This is a genomic window from Fibrobacter sp. UWOV1, assembly GCF_900142495.1.
Lineage (GTDB): Bacteria > Fibrobacterota > Fibrobacteria > Fibrobacterales > Fibrobacteraceae > Fibrobacter.
The window spans coordinates 269203-286809 of record NZ_FRBA01000003.1 but is presented as its reverse complement, the minus strand read 5'-3'; the positions used below and the strand labels follow the sequence as shown (position 1 = coordinate 286809).

The window sequence follows — 17607 nt, the reverse complement described above, 5'->3', positions numbered from 1 at the left end:
TCAGTTCAAGATCTACCAATAGATCCCGGCTCGGGGGCCGGGATGACATTCTAAGCTAGAACACAACCAAGTCATTCTTGTGGATGAGTTCGTCGGCGACATCCTTGCCCAAGAGTTCGTGAATCTGGGCGGTCTTCTTGTGAAGCACAAGTTTCAAGGTTTCGCTGTCGAACTTCGCGACACCGCGTGCCACCGGCTCGCCGGTTTCGCTCAAGACTTCAATCAGGTCGCCCTTGTCAAAATGCTTTTTCACCGCGCACACACCCACGGGGAGCAGGCTGGAATGCTTTTCGCGCAGAGCCTTCACGCCACCTTCGTCCACCACCACGGCCCCGCGCGGAGTCGTAATGAAGCTGAGCCAGCGCTGACGGCTGTTGAGCTTTTTCTTGGAGCCAACAAACAAGGTTCCTTCGGCGTTTTCAAAAATCACCTGATGCGGCAACACCTTCATGCCGCTCGCGAGGAACGCGTTGCAACCACTCTTGGTCACGTTGCGAATCGCTTCGAGCTTGCTACGCATTCCGCCGGTACTTACAGCGGAGCCCGTCTCGCCGGGCTTACCCGCGAGTGCAAGCACCGCAGGCGTAATTTCAGGCACAAAGCGCAAAAGGCGTGCATTCGGATTCTTCTTCGGATTATCATCGAAGAGTCCGTCTTCGTCCGTGAAAATCAAAAGCAAGTCGGCATCAAGGAACAGCGCCACATCGCTCGAAAGTTTGTCGTTATCGCCCACCTTGATTTCGGCAACAGCCAGCGAGTCGTTTTCATTGATAATCGGAACAATCTTGCGGGCAAGCATCGCCTTGATGGTGTTCTGCAAATTCTTGTAGCGGTTGCGGTCGCGGAAGTCTTCGGCAGACAAAAGAATCTGGCCCACCGAAAGTTGCATCCAACGGAACATTTCGCGGTAGGCGTACATGAGGTCAATCTGACCCACGGCAGCGCAGGCCTGCTTTTCGGCAAGCACCGTCGGCTTTTCCTTGTAACCGAGCTGGCTCATGCCTGTTCCCACGGCACCGCTTGTGACAATCACAACTTCCTTGCCCGCTTCCATGAGGCGAGCAACGGAATCTGCAAGTTTCTGGATATAACGGGTGCGAACGCCGCCCTTTTCGGAGTCGACCAAAATACGGGACCCGATCTTTACGACAATACGGCGGGATTCATCGAGAATATTCTTTCTTAATTCACTCATGAGTTGTAGACAGTAGGAAGTTAGAAGTAGACAGTTGTTTATGGTTCATTGTTAACGGCAAACAAGCAATCTAATCGCGTCTAGGCGAATCTGCGGGTTTGAAATAATCTTTTTCCATTCCTGCGCGTTCTTGCGGAGCTGTTGCAGCTGGGCGTTGTTGCCCGCCTTGCCACGCATGCTCAGCAAATGGTTCATGCGCTGGTATTCCTGTTCGGCGCGGGCTTCGACAGCTTCTGCTGCCACCTCGGCGATTTCTTTTGCCTTGGCAGACACAATGCGGCGTGCAATGGCGAGGCCTTCTTTGCCAAAGTACTTGAGCGTCATGTTCACGGCAGCGTTCCCCTGCGGAACAGGCACATCCTTGAAGTTTGCGTTCTTCAGTTCCGGCACCTTTTCGGTCAAGTCTTCACCCGTCGGGTTCACGAGCACGCTAATGTAGCGCGGGCCCGCAAGGTCAGACACGCCCCATTCTTCGGAGACCGAGAAGTCCACCGCAAAGTTGTACTGCATCACAAGGCCACGCATTCCGGAATTCTGCCAGATGTTGCATGCCACGGCACCATTGTCGAGCGAAGTTTCAAAGTCAATCACGCCCTGCGAAAGCGGGTGTTCCAAGCTCACGAAGTCCACTTCGTCGTGCACCATGGCTACGTTGCGGTCAAAGGTCACAGTCAAGCTAGACGTATCGCAGAAGCGAGCATCTTCGTCGCCACCGCCCGAACTTTCTTCGAAGTTTCCGACAGCCTGCGTCACGCGGCCACCGCCACCGGCGCCCGCCATGCCAACGCTTTCCGGCATACCAGGAATCGAGCCCGATTCCACCTGCGTGCCCATGCTAATGATGTAGCAGCCCTTGATCTTACTCTTTTCGATTTCAAGACCGCGGTCCATCAGCGACGAGAACACGAGCGTTTCCAAATCCTTGTCGGCGTCAATCTTCAAGATGGCATCGGTGATTTCTTTAGCCTTCGCCGGATTGCGGGAATTGAATTCCAACAGACGGTCACGCCCCTTCTCGATATTCTTGCGCATGGTATCGCAATCCTTCTTGACCTTAGGGATTACGGTATCGACAAAATTCTGGAGCAATGCCTGCGGTTCGGCCAAAGCGGCAATCAGTTCGTCGGTGTACTTGAGGAAGAGTTCGCCACCGCTCATCATCGGAGTACCGAAGGCATTCAAGCCGTTGTGGTACCAGCGGAACATGACTTCCTGACCGGAGCCCTTCACATACGGCACGTGAATAATGATGTTTTCGGTCTGACCGATACGATCCAAGCGGCCAATACGCTGTTCCACCAAGGCTGCATCGAGCGGCAAGTCGAATAGAATCAGGTGATGGGCAAACTGGAAGTTGCGGCCTTCGGAACCGATTTCAGATGCAATCAACAAGTTCGCGCCGTTTTCTTTACTGAAGTTTGCGGCAGCCTTGTCGCGGGCCATAATCGTCATGTTCTCATGGAACATCGAGAACGCACCCTCGCCCATGTATTCGTTCAAGAGCGTTTCAAGAGCTTGAACCACCTGGATGGATTCGCAAATCAGGAGCACCTTGTCGCCCGCGTGTTCCTTCAAGAATCCCTTGAGCCACACGTAGCGTTCGTCGAGCGCCCAGGCGTCGGAATAGCTCGTGCACAAGAGGCCATTTTCCTGAATGTCGGTGGACATGTCCAAATCGTTTTCGGCGGCCACGTTCACCATGTCGCGGTAATTCTTGTTCGGTTCCAGCGGAATTTCGTCGAGCACGCGCTTCGGGAATCCGCCCACGCCCTTACGGGTATTACGGAACACCACCGAGCCTGTACCCACGGCATCTACAATGCGGCGGATCCATTCGTCGGCCGGCATGCTCTTTGCGCTTTCCTGTTCAAGCCACGGGCGGATAATCGACTTCTTCGGCACGCATTCGTTCAAGTCGTCCCAGCTCATGGTCTGGCCGGGGTCCGTCGACAACTTCGAAAGTTCATTCACCAGTTTGCGGTAGGCATCCTGGTCCTTGATAAAGCTGTTGTAGTCCGCAAAACGCACGGGGTCGAGCATCTTCAAGCGGTTGAACTGTGATTCCGGATGGAACTGCAGCGGCGTACCCGTCAAAAGGAGCACGCCCTTCGAGCGCTGAATCACGGCGTTAGCGAGCAAGTATTCGTGGCTCGTGAATCCGTCTTCGCAAACCAGGTGGTGCGCTTCGTCAATAATCACCATGTCCCAAGTCGTCTTGAGCAAGTCTTCGATCAGAGCGGGCTGCTTGATCAAGAAATCGATGGAGCAAATAATATCGTTTGCAATCGTGAACGGATTCGGGCGGTCATCGTCGTCGTTCACGAACAGGCCCTTGATGTAGCCCTCGTCCACCAGCGTGAACAAGTGGTTAAAGCGGCGCTTCATTTCAACAAGCCACTGGTGCTTGAGCGTTTCAGGCACGATAATCAGGGTACGGGTCAAGCGGCCGCGGGCCTTGAGTGCATGCCAAATCATGCCGGCTTCAATCGTCTTGCCGAGGCCCACTTCGTCAGAGAGCATCAAGCGCGGGAGCGTAGAACTATCGCAAGCGCGGCTGCACAGGTAATACTGGTGCGGAATCATCGAGGTACGCGGACCAATCATGCCACGCACCGGCGACGAAATCCACTTGCAAGAAAGTTCCATGGCCGATTCACGGCGACCGAACTGCACGCTGTTCGACACGCGGTTTTCCATGAGGGCCTTGAACAAGTCCGCAGGACGCGCAATCGAAATCTTGCCGCTCAGTTCAGATTCCTTCATCTGTCTGCCGGCACGACCCGTATACACTAACAAGCCGTCCACCTCTTTCACCGATTCCACGGTAAAAGACATACCCTTTTCGCTCTTGGCGGTATCACCCACCGAAAGTTCAAAGCGGTCCACAGGGGCACCCATGGAACGGTAGCAACGGACATCACTTACAGCGGGGAAAGAAATCTTAACAATACGGTCTTGCACCTCGGTGACTATACCAAGCCCGAGAGTAGGTTCCGATTGACTTACATAGCGTTGGCCAATCTTGAAATTCATCATACCTCCTAAATTTAAAAAAGTTGGCAGAACTTAGTTGGCAGAGCTTAGAGAAAATTCAAGTTCCAAGCCACAAATTTTATGTTCTAAGTTCTATGTTCTAAGTTCTAAGTTCTATATTTACCTCGTATGATATGGTATTTTATAGATGAAACCGTAACAGACGGTGAACGACGCAAGGGTCCCTTTAATATCGACGAAATCAGGGACTTTGTAAAAGACGGCACAATAAAAGACGAAACTTTAGTGTGGCATTCGGGCATGGAAGCCTGGGTCGCCTGGAAAGACACCGAAGAATCCAAGGAAGTTCCGCTCTCCGAAGAAGAACAGATCAAGCAGGCCCTGGAAGCCATTATTGCCGAGCACAATAAAGGCAAGCATTACGCCGGATTCTTTGTCCGCGCTATCGCCTACTTTATCGACAACGTTATTTTGTCTGCAACAGGTGTCTTGATTCTGATGATCATGAGCGCCGTTCAGGCGATTGACCTGAACGCCCTCGCCGACGCCATGAACGCCTACATTAACACGCCCACCTCCGAAGAGGCTTTGAACAAGGTGATTGACGTTCCCGGCACGCACCTGTTCCTGATTATCTGGGGTGTGGCACAGGCCATTTACTTTATTGCGTTTACAGCCATCAAGTCGGCCACCCCCGGCAAAATGCTCGTGAAGATTCATGTCGAAGTCGCCCACGGTGAACCAATGAGCTGGGTGAGTGCCGCACTCCGCTTTATCGCAAGCCTGATTACGCAATGCACGCTCATGTTCTACGGCCTTGGCTACCTGATTGTCTTTATTGACCCCAAGCGGCGCGCCCTCCACGATTACATCGCCCGCACCAGGGTTGTACATGACAAGCTCAAGAAGTAATGTGAGATGTGAAATGTGGGATTAGACATTTCACATTACACATCACACATTATATATCGTTCCTTGAGATTGCAAATTTCAGAATTACTATATTTTCCTCGGAAAACAATTACGAGATCCGAATTCATAATTCTGAATTTATTATGTACCAGTTTATTGTACCTCAGGTTAAAAAGCCGCTCGACGGCGAAGTTGAAATTTCCGGCGCCAAGAACGCCGTTTTGGCCGTCATGGCCGCAGCCCTCTTAGCCGACGGCGTCTCCGAAATCACGAACGTCCCGCACCTCAAAGACATGAAGACCATGTCCGACGTGCTGCGCGTGATCGGTTGCCACATCGGTGGCGAAGCCCACACTTTAAGAATCGACACCCGTGGCGCCGACCATCTGGAAGCCCCTTACGAACTCGTGAAGACCATGCGTGCAAGCTTTTACGTGCTTGGCCCACTGGTAGCACGCTTTGGCCGCTGCCGCGTGTCTCTCCCGGGCGGTTGCGCCTGGGGCCCGCGCCCGGTTGACCTTCACTTGAAAGGGCTCGAGGCGCTCGGTGCAAAGATTACGGTAACGCATGGCTATGTGGAAGCCACCTGCGATGGGCGCCTACCGGGCGGTACATTCCATTTCCCGATTTCGAGCGTGGGCGCCACGGTGAACGTGCTGATGGCCGCAACGCTTGCCAAGGGCACCAGCGTCCTGCAGAATGCAGCCCTGGAACCTGAAATCGATAACCTCGTCGATTACCTCATCGGCATGGGCGCCAAGATTCAAGGTCGCGGCACGCGCACCCTTACGGTGCAGGGCGTAGAAGCTCTACGCCCGGGTAATGGCGTCACCATTCCCGACCGTATCGAAGCAGGCACCTTCCTCTGCGGCGCAGCCATCACCCGTGGCCGCGTCAAGGTCACCAAGATTATTCCCGAACATATCGCCTCGACGCTCGATGCCTTCCGCGACATGAACTGCAAGGTGTCCGTCGGCCCCGACTGGGCCGAAGTCGACGCCCGCAATGTAGAACTCAAGCCGATTACGATTCAGACGCTCCCGTTCCCGGGCTACCCCACCGATATGCAGGCACCCCTCATGGCAACGCTCCTCTCGGTTCCGGGCAACAGCGTGATTCAAGATACCGTCTACAATGACCGCTTTAAGCATGTGGCCGAAATGGAACGCCTGGGTGCAAACATTACACTCAGCGGTAACACCGCCACAATCAAGGGCGGGCTCCCGCTCGAAGGTGCCGACGTCATGGGCTCCGACCTGCGCGCTTCCGCCGCGCTCGTCCTCGCCGCGTTAATCGCCGAAGGCGAAACCAAGATTAGCCGCATTTACCACCTGGACCGCGGTTACGAAGACTTCGAAGCTAAAATGGCTAAGCTCGGTGCCGAAGTCAAGCGCGTCATCATTGACGCGGACGAACCGTAGACAGTAGACAGTAGGAAGTAGGAAGTAGGAAGTAGACAGTAGACTGTAGGCTGTTAAAAGAAAAACTCCGGCGAGGCAATCGTCGGAGTTTTCATTTTGAAAGATTTTTGAACTATTACAGAGCGGCTTCCGTAGATTCGGTCGTTGCGCTTGCAGTCGGTTCAGAAGCATTATCGGTCGTCGACTTGCGGGAGGTCGGCTTGACCGGTTCGCGAACCACAGGCACGCAACGTTCCACAGGTTCACCGGCAGATTTCTTGTCTTCTTTTTCCAAGATTTCCTGCAACATTTCGGCAGCCTGTTCAAATTCGGCAGACTTTTCGCAAGACTTGGTAGAAAGAATCTTCTGCAGGTACTGCTTCTGCATGTTGATGTCGCATTCTTCGCCATAAAGGCCCGAAAGCTTGAACAATGCGGGGCAGGTCTTCTGGCCGTCGGGGAAGGCTTCCGACATGCGTGCAAAGACCTTTTTCGCCTTGTCAACCTGGGCAACATCAATCAGGCAGAGAGCCATCCAGTAAAGCGAATTCTCGGCGAGTTCACCTTCTTTCATTTGTTCATAAACCTGCTTGAAACCGCTGTAGGCCAGCTTGAATTCACCGCGATGGTAATCGGAGCGGGCCGTATTGAACATCGCTTCGGCTTCCACGAGCTTTTCGGCTTCGCGTTCCAGGCTATCCATGGACACGGGCGCTGCAGGCGCACCGCTCACGACCACCTTCTTCGCCAAGATCTTGTCGGACTTGCCGAGCAACATATCCAAGCGGTAGATGATTTCTTCTTGCCTGGAATCGTTACGTTCGGACTCGTCTGCAACGCGGCGAGAAAGCATAGTGATTTCGGCCTGCATGCGTTTTTGAGCAAGCTCAGCCGCATCAAGTTCTGCACGCAGAGAATCGTTTTGAGCCTGAAGCCGTACAGCGACAGAATCAAGGTTGGCCTGAACTTCAGCGCCGACAGCCTTCATTTCCTGCGTACGGAGTACCGTCATCTGGCTACAACCCGTCAGGGCTGCGACCATAAGCAAGGGAAATACGATGTTCAATTTTTTGTTTTTCATATAACAAGTTCTTTTTAATTACCCGCAAAATTCCTCGCCTGCAGTAACAGGCAAGACGAGGACGAAATTTAAAGAATCTTATTCCTTGATGTTCACGCGGAAGTTGGCGCGACGGTTCTGGGAGTAGGCTTCTTCGGTTGCACCTTCAACCTTCGGAGCTTCCTTACCGTAGCTGACCGATTCCATGCGCTTGGCGTCAATGCCGTAAGCAACGAGGAATTCCTTCACTTTCATGGCACGCTTTGCACCGAGAGTGAAGTTGTAGTCTTCGGTACCGCGAGCATCGGTGTGGCCTTCGATCGTAATCGTGAAGCGTTCTTCCTTAATCAGGAGTTCGCCCACCTGAGCCAGGAGTTCCTTAGCCTTTTCGGTGAGTTCAGAACGGTCAAAGTCAAAGTAAACGTCTTCGCTCATGATCTGGTTGATGAGTGCTTCCAAGCGGGCACGTTCAGCTTCCAAGCGGGCGCGTTCAGCAGCCAGGCGTTCGGCTTCGAGGCGAGCCTGTTCAGCTGCCAGGGAATCTGCATTAGGTTCTGCAGCCGGAGCAACCGCGGCCGGAGCCGGTTCTGCATCCGGTTCAGTCTGGGGCTGCTGCTTCTTGGCGCAAGCAACGAGGCAGAGGGCTGCGGCAGATGCCACTACAGCGAGTTTAACGAAGTTCTTCATTTTTTACCTTCCTTTTTTGGTTGTTTAAAATCGTCATAGAAGAACGACCAAGTGGGCGAAGTATTTTCACCGGAATTGGTGATTCGCGTAACGTTGGAACCGTCCTTTCTCATAATGTAAATCTGGTACGAACCGCTACGGTTGCTCGCAAAGGCAATCAGTTTGCCATCGGGCGACCAAGTCGGGTGTTCGTTGTTACCGGCGTTGTTCGTGAGCTGCACAATGTCAGAACCGTCGAGAGCACAGGTATAAATGTTCATGTGTCCGGCATCCATCGAGGTGTAGGCAATGCGGTCCCCTTCGGGCGACCAGGCGGCGCGTTCGTTATAGCGACCCATAAAGGTCACACGGCGCAAATCGGAACCATCCTTGCTCATCGCAAAAATCTGCGGACCACCGCCACGGTCACTCGTAAAGAGCACTTCCGAGGCATACGGGCTCCAGGCCGGACTCGTCTGGTTCGACTTGAGGTAAGCGAATTTCTTGGCCTTGCCCGTTTCGGGGTTACCGATATACAAATCCGTCTTGCCGTCCACTGTGCTCGAGAACAAGAGCTCGCCAGTCTTCGGGTTCACAGCCGGGCTATAAGTCTGTTCCAACTGCGGGAACACCGACCTTTCCACACCTCCAAAAGTCTTGGAATAAAGCTTCGGACGGTGCGTCTTGAAATTCACATAATAAAGACCGGCATTGCCCTTCATCCAAACAGGCATCATGCTAATCGTCGTGTCGCGGGTAATCTGGCTGCGATGGAATCCGTCATAGTCGGACACCACCACCTGCTTGACGCCGTCCATCTTGGACACATAAGCAAGCTTGGTCGAGGCCACGCCGCGTTCGCCCCACAGGCGGTAAATCACCTGGTCAAAGAACTGGTGCAAGGCACGGCGCATATCCTTCTGTTCTACCGTATAAGATTCACCAAGCAGAACATCCTTGGTCTGCGAAGCATACAAGAAGCATTCCACCTTCAGCATCTTGCCGACAGGCGTTACCTTACCCGTAATGTAATGCTTGGCATGGGCCTTACTGAATTTCGGCAAGTCAAACTTGTCCGAAGAAACAACGTCGAAGCGGCCAGAAAGGTTTGCATCGCGAGTCACAATCAAGTGTGGTTTTTCTTCGATCCAGTCAATGGACTTCTTTTCTGCAAAGGGAACAACGCCAATGGGCATCGTCTTGAAGACAGAAATACCCACGTCTACGGCAATCGTATCGATGGTAGCATGCGATGTCACCGGCAGCATGGCCAATGCAAAGGCAGCGACGCTTACAAGAAATCTCATTTTTTCCATTCTAATCCACTCGTTTGTTCAATATAATACAATTTTTCGCTACCCCAGACCACAATCACCTTAATTCGGTGTGAAATTAAAGTGAAGCACCAGCGAGGGGGCTCTAAAATTGGGCGGAAGTTCCGGAACCTTCGAAATCTGCACAGCACGCACCGACAAGTGGTCCCAAGTTTTGTTACCGGAACTGCGCTTGAGGGTAATCGCCGTAATGCCACCAAAGCGGTCCACCGTAAACTGCACCGTCGTCTTTACGTCGCGACGCACGTTCAGGTTCGAGGGCGGATTGAAATTGCTCATGATAATTTGTTTTAAACGTTCCAAATAAACTTGCATCAGCGGGTCCATGTCTACAGACCCGACCGGGTTCAGGCTCGGGGCCTCCACCGATGTCGGCAGATCCAGGTCGTCTACTTCAAAATCATCCTGCGGTTCCGGTTCAGGTTCCGGTTCCGGCTGCGGTTCTTCCACCGGCTCCGGTTCGGGCGGTTTTTCCTCTACCTTGGGTTCAGGCGGCAGCTGCGGGTCAACCTTCGGTTTAGGTTCCGGCTTGGGTTTCGGTTCCAACGGCTTGGGTTCAGGCGGTTTGGGCTCCACCGGCTTAGGGCGCGGCGGCTGTGGGCGCGGCTGTACAGCCTGCTGTACCTGCACCATCTCGAACACGGGAATCGGTTCCGGTTCATGCTTAAAGTTCACGAAATGGAACGCGACACAAATACCTGCAACGAGCAAGTGGAACACCACCGCACACACGATGATCTTCGTCGTCATTCCATCGTCTTGCGACGAGAAGTATTGGATGTTTCTTTCTTCGCTCACCTACTTCCCCGGTTTTTCCTTGGGATTCATCGTCAGGAATCCGAGCTTGGTCACCCCGAGCTTTTGCACCTGGGTCACCACTTTCATCACCAGGCCGTAGTTCACAGACTCGTCGGCATTGATGACCACCGCCATCTCGCCGTTCCAAAGCGACTTGAACACGTTGTTGAAACTCGCGAAATCGACCATCATGTCGGCAATGTAGAGTTCCTCGTTTTTGGTGATTGAAACCTTCAAGAGTTTCTCTTGTTCCATGGTCGGGGCTTCTGCCTTAGGCAGGTCCACCTTGACACCCTGGCTCATGAGTGGTGCAGAAATGATGAACACAATCAGAATCGCGAACACGACATCGATCATGTTCGTGAGGTTCATCTCCTGCTTAAGTTCTTTACCGCGACTGCGCTTCACAAAGCCTCCTAGCCGGCCACTTCTTCAAGGGCGAGCAAGTCACCGCGCTTAAAGAGACTAAGCACCTGGGAGCCAAAGTTGAAGTACGAAATTTCGTTCTGACCGTTGCGGGCAGTAAAGTAGTTATAACCGGCAGAGGCAGGAATTGCAACAACAAGGCCTGCAACCGTGGTAATCAAGGCCATGGCGATACCCGGAGCGACCACGGTAAGGTCTGCCGAACCATGCTGACCAATCTGGAAGAAGGCGACCATGATTCCCCACACCGTACCCAAAAGTCCGAAGAACGGGGCGAGGTTGGAGCACGTGGCCAAGAAGCCTAAGTAGCGGTCTTCGGTAAGACGCAGGCCTTCGATCGAACGCTGGATAGTATCTTCCAGGAGCGAGGCGCGATGCTGGATCGAGTCATAGCTCACAAAGTTACTGAACTTGGAAGCTTCCTTCAGCACTTCAGACGTGAGGCTCTTCAGCGCACTGTCATCGGCGGTTTCGCAGAGGCCCTGCAATTCCACGAACTGGCGCACGTTAATGAATTCGCGGAAGAACACGACGTTTGCGCGCTGGTTCTTGCGATTCACGATGTACTTTACAATGATAATGCCCCACGAACCGAGCGACATGACCGCCAAGATGCCCAAAATCACGATGGTCGCGATATCGGACTGTGCAAGCATTTGGAGTAAAGGTACCGAATTGTTCAAAATCACCTCCCGTTAGCCGGAAAAAGACTCGTATCTTGTTGTTTGACAACAATATAGCAAAAGACCACGGAAAAAATTCCGGGGTCCTAGGTAAAATTTGCAACAATATCGTAAGAAACAAAAGTTTACAAAATTGGGGCTTTTGCAGAAAAGCCCCAAAACAAATGTTAAGGGGCAATGGGGCTTACTTGAGCGTCACGCTCTGGCTCATTCCGTTCACGCGAACAATGTAGTTGCCCGGAGTTTGCAGGGTGATGCTTGTCATTGTTCCGGCAAGTGGCTTGGCTGCAACCAAGTGACCAAGGCTATCGAATATGCGAACAACGCCACCCTGCGTGTTAGAAAGCGTGAGCGTCATGCCGTTTACCGCAAGGTTGAACGTAGGCTGAACGTCGTTCCAAGCGACAGTCGTATGCTCAGAAGAACTGCTTTCGGCCTCCGATGACGAGGACGGCTTGGCCTCGCTTGAAGAAGATTCCGACTTCGCAGAAGAACTGCTCGATTTCGTCTCAGAACTGCTGGACGGTGCCACGGACGAGCTGGACTTCACCGAAGAACTAGAAGAAGCAACGGAACTGCTAGATTTCGCCTCAGAGCTGCTGGACGGAGCCACAGACGAGCTGGACTTCACTGAAGAACTAGAAGGTGCGACAGAACTGCTCGATTTCGCCTGAGAGCTGCTGGACGGAGCTACCGACGACGAAGACTTCGCTTGGCTCGAAGACGACACAACCGAGCTGCTTGAAGAACTTCCCGTGTAAACAGGGATTTCAGCAAATGTTGGAGTTTCACCTGTTGCAAGCGCTTCCAAAGCACCCACAAGGTAAGCAAGAGGAGCATTCCAGTTGATAGCCACTTCATTAGTCGCATAGCTACAGCTATTGTCATAATAAGCCGTCGCCGGATAAGTCCTGGAATAACTACAGCTAGAGCCAACATCGCTATTGTCCTTATTCTGCGGACCACCCACCAGCATACCGGGCACAGGAGCCTTGATTCTGTCAGCCTGGGAAATTCTGTGGTGCGGATTTTGTGGAGAATTAGAACCGAATCCGGTGACAAAGCTCATACCAAGCGGGTTTTCGCCCAATAGATAGTCCACCACATTAACAGCAGCATTATAATACCTTTCATCTTCTGTCATATAGTATGCATGAAGCAGCCACACGCCCTGATTGGCAGCGACGGCGTTCGAGCCCCACACATAATCATCCGAAGTCATAGGAACCATAAAGCCCTTACTTGCATTTTCAACAAGTTTGTCCGCTGTAGCAATCAATTTTTCGTAAGCACTTGCACCATACTTGTCCTTATAAACGGACTTGTCGTAATTGGCGAGACCATAGACATTCTGCCATGAAGGAACATCTCCCGAAACTCCAACCGTTTTGTAATCAGGATTTCCTGTCACAACATAAAGTTCCGTCGAAGCAAATTGATATTCGTCAGAAGCGTCCGCATCTTCGTAAGCACCCGTTTCCACTCCTACGGGATTCGCATAATAAAGCGCTTCCGGGTTGAATCCGGCCCAAGCATACGCCCTTTCCGCGGCAGACAGACATTTTTCTGCAAACACGGCATCAAACTTTTTGTAAACGCGATAAGCCTTCGCCATGACCGCTGCAAAATCATAAGTAGCAGTTACACTCTTACCTATTGCATACCGCTTACCCGTATCATCAACCGGCATCACCGTCTTGGGGAACGCAAGTCCCGAAACCTTATGATAAACGCCTCCATCAGGAGCCTGCATCGTAAGCATCCAATCCAAATTGTACTTTATTTCAGCAAGCAAATCGGGCAGATTTCCTTCTTCCGGAATATTCCACTTGAGAGACTTGAAGTAGTTGGGATAATGTTCGTACAAAGCGAGCAACGTGTAAGTGGTTATACCCGAATTGACGATATACTTTCCATAATCGCCGGCATCGTACCATCCCTTGCCACTGTTAAACACGCGATCATCCCCTGTAGAAGTATGCGCACGGACAGCCGTATCCAAGTGGCCCGCACTACGCTTGTAGACTCCCGCATACACCGAATCCAAATCCATGGACGCTCGTTGATAGTAGAAGAATTTGAGAGACGCCTTTAATATATCCTCATAAGGGGCATCAGTCACAACAAGATCCTTATAGATGGTATCTGCGCCCTGCCGCACAATATAAGAACCAACCTTGTCTAAACCAGTAAATTCTACGGGACGCACTCGAACACCACCCGCCGCAAAGAAGGAAGATTCACCAGGAATAGCGGAATAAGCAACCTTGCCATCCTGATCTAAAAACTGAACCACATTATCGTTTCCAAATCGCAGGAGGAATTCCTTGAAGCCATTTTTCCTATAAGCAACCTGGTTCGCATAAACCTCTCCCGGGCACTGAATTTCACGTTCTTCAACCTTGACATTTCGAATGGCAAATCCGCCATAACGTGCACCACCATTGATATAGAATGTGGCCGAAGTGGTGGATCCGCAATAATCATAAGTATCCGATTCAAAATTTCCATTCAACGAAAACAGATGTTCAAAGTATACCGTATTCGGAGACGTTGACTGCATAACGCCCACATAAACAGAATCCCATGTAGCATCGTCAAAAAGATACCCGTTCCCGACAATCTTATAGGAATGTCCCTTCGTCAAGGTTATCGTATGGCGAGCTTGCAGTGCATAGGCTTTGTTGCTTTCATAAGAAGACCAGAACTTGAGCACCTCGTAGCCGTCGTCATCTATTTCAAACTCCACTGCACCCGCCGTTCCCGCATTAACGGTCCAGCAGCTGCTTAAATAATTATATGTATGTTCGCCATCAGAAAAGTTTCCACAACCTTCCAACGCATCACCCACCCAGTCAGGGTCATGAATTACTTCCGCATAATTAAAGCTAGAGGAGCTACTCTTTGCACTAGAACTGGAAACAGCTGAAACAGAACTGGAACTTACGTAATAGGCGAAGCTATAAGGTTCTGCGTTCGGATCTGTAAAGTAAGCCATATAGCGAACATCTCGTGTTGCAGGGGCAACAACCGGATTCCAGCCAGCAAACTCGTAATCCTTGCTTACGGGAGTTTCTCCCTTATATACGGGAAGTTCACCATAGGAAACGGAATCGTTCTGCAAAACATCCAATCCGTTCATAAAATCGATGGCATAGCGACTGTACTCAAATTTTGCAACAAGAACCACCGGAGTCGAAAACGAGCGACTTTTCCCTATCGTTCCCACAGCGGTTTCACCATCATACCAACCTAAAAGCTTGCGTCCCGGAGTATCGTCCGAGGGCATTGTGATCGAGGTACTCTTGCCCGAAAGAACATACCTTAAAACCGTATCGCCTTCTACAACGAATTGGACTAGCCCAGGTTCTGAGGATATCTCCGAGAACACAGCGTAAAGCGAATCATCGCCCGTCATGACGTCATCCGTCTTAAAGGCTTTCCCTTTAGATACCCAATAATCAAATTTCAATTCGTCATCAACAACGGTCGGATCCGGTTCACTTATGGGACTTGCCAAATGGCCTGTATAATCCGTGTAGGATGTACCGATATAATAAGTCTTTACGCGAATAGTTTTCGAGGAATCCAGAAAAGACACCTTATATATGGGACGATTCTTGTCATCTGCAAAGACCGGGTAGCCGGAACCATTCCAGCTCCAAAATTTCTGATTCAAAGTTTTTCCGTTACAGGTATTCAAAAGCCATGCAAAATCCAAGTTTTGCATTTCCGATGTGGTTTTGGTGTTTGTGCCCATGGAATCAATTCCAAGGCGACTTCTATCCATGTACGAGCATGTATTGACCGACGCTCCCGCCACATTCTTGCCACTAGCCATGATGGAATCCGCAGTGCTGTACGCTCCCGCAAAATATGCATTTTTTCTTGAATCACGATACAAGGCAGCAACATTAGAATCGTTACTGGCCCAACGAACAATCACATTGCCCCTATTGATGTTAGCGCCCGCCACCAACGTGTATTGAGATATTCCCGCCGCAAGGGCACTGTACGACTCTTTTCCAACAATTTCTATACGTCCCTCGTTGATGCAGTAATCAACGGTATCCGGAAAATAGCCAACAATGCCACTAGCAAAATAATGTTTTCCGGAGGTATCTGCCGAAGGCTGGACGTAAATATTTCCGTAATTATTGCTTCGATTCACGCTCCAAGTCCTATAGCCAACTAAGCCGCCAAAATAACCCGTCTTAGTCGCCATGCCGGACTCGTCAATATAGTCGATATTGCCATGGTTTTCCGAATCAAGAATTTTCGTATAATACCCATAACCAACAATACCGCCATAATAGCCATTCCCGCTACAATAAGCGCCCGCTGGCGACGTATAGATAAAAATGTCGCCATAATTTTTCACATTGGTCATAACCGTAGACGAATCGGAATTATACGACAGGATTCCACCGATGTCGCATCCCCCCTTTGTCACAAGTGACAAATGCCCGCGATTCACCACATTCGTCAATTGATGGACATAGTTACCATGACCGGACTCGCTTATGTTAAATATTTTGCCAACAATACCGCCCACATTTGTCATACCCGTAAGATTGCCTTCGTTTACCGCATTCTTCAGGTTCAAAACAGAGGTATAACTATTGCTATAGGAATAGCGTCCTCCCCTAAACACACCAACGATTCCTGCGACTAAGCCACCAACAATATCTACCTTGTTGACAACACCGTCAATAGTGAATTTTCCTGTGGCATTTGTTACAAACCCACTATTGGTCTGACTAGACGAAAGAATGCTGGAACCAATTTGCCCTTCGTTTACGCAATCCTTAATAAGATAAACTCCCACAGAATCCGTCTTTCCAATAAAGCCCGCACTACGTCCTGCATAGACATTCCCCTTATTCACACTCCTCGTTATAGAAACATTATTTCTGCCCCAGCCAACAAAGCCTCCGCCAACCCCCGAATTTTTTTTATTTTTAGACACTTTGCCTTCGTTTACGCAATTGTCTATTTCCAGAACACCCTCGTTCACGGCAACAAAGCCGCCCACAACAAGTCCTTCTTTGGACTCATACCCCGAAACCACATGTCCCCTATTTACAGAATTCTTTATGGAGGTCAAGGAACTATTCTTCGCTATACCATAAATAAATCCTCCAGACGACCCTGCGGAATCAGTCAACACATCGCCATTGTTCGCGCAACTATCAATGGATACCTTACCATAAACCATTCCAATAAAGCCACCATTGTCGCGTCCACTCACGCTACCGTCGTTTACAGAGTTCTTAATTGTCGTTGATGAACCCTGTGCGGCAATTCCTATAAGACCGCCAGCAGAGTAAGCTCCCTCAATGGTGCCATTGTTACGCACATTGCCAATATAAGATGTACCAAGAATAGCACCAGCGATACCCGCCGCATAATTAGTATCTCTTACAAAGCCGTTGAATTCACAATTCAAAAGAGAATCACCTGCAAAGCGGGCCACAATTCCACCAGAAAAGGAGGTACTGCTGCCCATGGTGGAGCTTGTGATGGAAACATTTTCCAGGGTCAAATTTTTGATGACACTCCCCTTTGCCACCGCACCGAAAAGCCCTGCATAGAGTTGGCTTTCAGCAATGTATATGCCAGAAATCTTGTGACCATCGCCGTCAAAAACACCAGCATATTTGGAATCCGCTGTTCCTATGGGAATCCACTCCGTAGTCAAAGCAGAAACAGGAGTTTCCCAAATGACAATATCGTCCTTGAGGATTGCGTTGTAGTCCACGTTGCCCTTGTTCACCTGCATCGCAAACCAGGCTAAATGCTCCGGAGAAGAAAGCTCGTAAAAAGTCTTGCCGTCTATATCGCAAGACGTAGGCTTAAGCAAATCGCCTTCCCAGTTGGCAAAAACCAGGGGGCATACAAATAAAAAGGCTGCAATCAGTTTTTTGAGCATAGAGTCCTCGTTGTGCTATCGAGATAAATATAGCTTAAAACGGCTAGAAAGTAAAGAAAAAAAAACAATTACGTAAGGAATGTGAGCTAAAGCAAATAATCAAGGTCGCTTACGGTTCTACAGCAATCAGTCACCAAAAGTTAGCCTCCATTTGGATACTACCAAATTTTCCATCATCAGTCATAAAACCTCCACGATTTTCCCAAA

The 17607-nt window shown here is 50.7% G+C and carries 11 protein-coding genes; 2 read left to right on the top strand and 9 right to left on the bottom strand.

Translation table 11 applies throughout. From position 1 onward, the window contains the following. Window positions 1–55 precede the first annotated feature (55 nt). Both proB and rapA read right to left on the bottom strand, forming a co-directional pair. Window positions 56–1195 carry a glutamate 5-kinase gene (gene proB, locus BUC02_RS06900; protein ID WP_073320518.1) on the bottom strand — a complete coding sequence of 380 codons (1140 nt, stop codon included), beginning with the start codon at window positions 1193–1195 and terminating at the stop codon, window positions 56–58. Between the two features lie 51 nt (window positions 1196–1246). Further along, on the bottom strand, window positions 1247–4231 hold the full coding sequence (gene rapA / locus BUC02_RS06895; protein ID WP_073320516.1) for an RNA polymerase-associated protein RapA: 2985 nt from the start codon (window positions 4229–4231) through the stop codon (window positions 1247–1249). A gap of 126 nt (window positions 4232–4357) precedes the next feature. On the opposite strand from rapA, the gene BUC02_RS06890 reads away from it, so the two are divergent. Next, window positions 4358–5101 carry an RDD family protein gene (locus BUC02_RS06890; RefSeq protein ID WP_073320513.1) on the top strand — a complete coding sequence of 248 codons (744 nt, stop codon included), beginning with the start codon at window positions 4358–4360 and terminating at the stop codon, window positions 5099–5101. A 143-nt stretch (window positions 5102–5244) separates the two neighbouring features. Then, window positions 5245–6522 carry a UDP-N-acetylglucosamine 1-carboxyvinyltransferase gene (gene murA / locus BUC02_RS06885; RefSeq protein WP_073320510.1) on the top strand — a complete coding sequence of 426 codons (1278 nt, stop codon included), beginning with the start codon at window positions 5245–5247 and terminating at the stop codon, window positions 6520–6522. A gap of 115 nt (window positions 6523–6637) precedes the next feature. Here the strand turns inward: murA and BUC02_RS06880 are convergent, their stop codons facing one another. The 7 genes from BUC02_RS06880 to BUC02_RS06850 all read right to left on the bottom strand — a co-directional run bounded on the left by BUC02_RS06880 (window position 6638) and on the right by BUC02_RS06850 (window position 17400). After that, window positions 6638–7582, bottom strand: coding sequence for a tetratricopeptide repeat protein (locus BUC02_RS06880; protein ID WP_073055705.1), 945 nt, complete (start codon window positions 7580–7582; stop codon window positions 6638–6640). A gap of 78 nt (window positions 7583–7660) precedes the next feature. Next, on the bottom strand, window positions 7661–8248 hold the full coding sequence (locus BUC02_RS06875; protein ID WP_073055707.1) for an OmpA family protein: 588 nt from the start codon (window positions 8246–8248) through the stop codon (window positions 7661–7663). Further along, window positions 8245–9534, bottom strand: a complete 1290-nt coding sequence (locus BUC02_RS06870; RefSeq protein ID WP_254794136.1) for a translocation protein TolB — start codon at window positions 9532–9534, stop codon at window positions 8245–8247. Before BUC02_RS06870 ends, BUC02_RS06875 begins: the two co-directional genes overlap by 4 nt. Window positions 9535–9603: 69 nt before the next feature. Beyond that, window positions 9604–10359, bottom strand: a complete 756-nt coding sequence (locus tag BUC02_RS06865) for an energy transducer TonB (RefSeq protein WP_249268846.1) — start codon at window positions 10357–10359, stop codon at window positions 9604–9606. After that, window positions 10360–10767 carry an ExbD/TolR family protein gene (locus tag BUC02_RS06860; protein ID WP_073320505.1) on the bottom strand — a complete coding sequence of 136 codons (408 nt, stop codon included), beginning with the start codon at window positions 10765–10767 and terminating at the stop codon, window positions 10360–10362. Between the two features lie 8 nt (window positions 10768–10775). Beyond that, the gene (locus BUC02_RS06855; RefSeq protein ID WP_139261053.1) at window positions 10776–11468 is read right to left on the bottom strand and encodes a MotA/TolQ/ExbB proton channel family protein; all 693 of its coding nucleotides are present in this window, start codon (window positions 11466–11468) and stop codon (window positions 10776–10778) included. Window positions 11469–11652: 184 nt separating this feature from the next. Further along, on the bottom strand, window positions 11653–17400 hold the full coding sequence (locus BUC02_RS06850) for a glycoside hydrolase family 9 protein (protein ID WP_073320501.1): 5748 nt from the start codon (window positions 17398–17400) through the stop codon (window positions 11653–11655). Between the last annotated feature and the right edge of the window lie 207 nt (window positions 17401–17607).

Coding starts and splice junctions, on each gene's coding strand:
- proB (WP_073320518.1), bottom strand. CDS start 1,195: ATGAGTGAATTAAGAAAGAATATTCTCGATGAATCCCGCCGTATTGTC.
- rapA (WP_073320516.1), bottom strand. CDS start 4,231: ATGATGAATTTCAAGATTGGCCAACGCTATGTAAGTCAATCGGAACCT.
- BUC02_RS06890 (WP_073320513.1), top strand. CDS start 4,358: ATGATATGGTATTTTATAGATGAAACCGTAACAGACGGTGAACGACGC.
- murA (WP_073320510.1), top strand. CDS start 5,245: ATGTACCAGTTTATTGTACCTCAGGTTAAAAAGCCGCTCGACGGCGAA.
- BUC02_RS06880 (WP_073055705.1), bottom strand. CDS start 7,582: ATGAAAAACAAAAAATTGAACATCGTATTTCCCTTGCTTATGGTCGCA.
- BUC02_RS06875 (WP_073055707.1), bottom strand. CDS start 8,248: ATGAAGAACTTCGTTAAACTCGCTGTAGTGGCATCTGCCGCAGCCCTC.
- BUC02_RS06870 (WP_254794136.1), bottom strand. CDS start 9,534: ATGAGATTTCTTGTAAGCGTCGCTGCCTTTGCATTGGCCATGCTGCCG.
- BUC02_RS06850 (WP_073320501.1), bottom strand. CDS start 17,400: ATGCTCAAAAAACTGATTGCAGCCTTTTTATTTGTATGCCCCCTGGTT.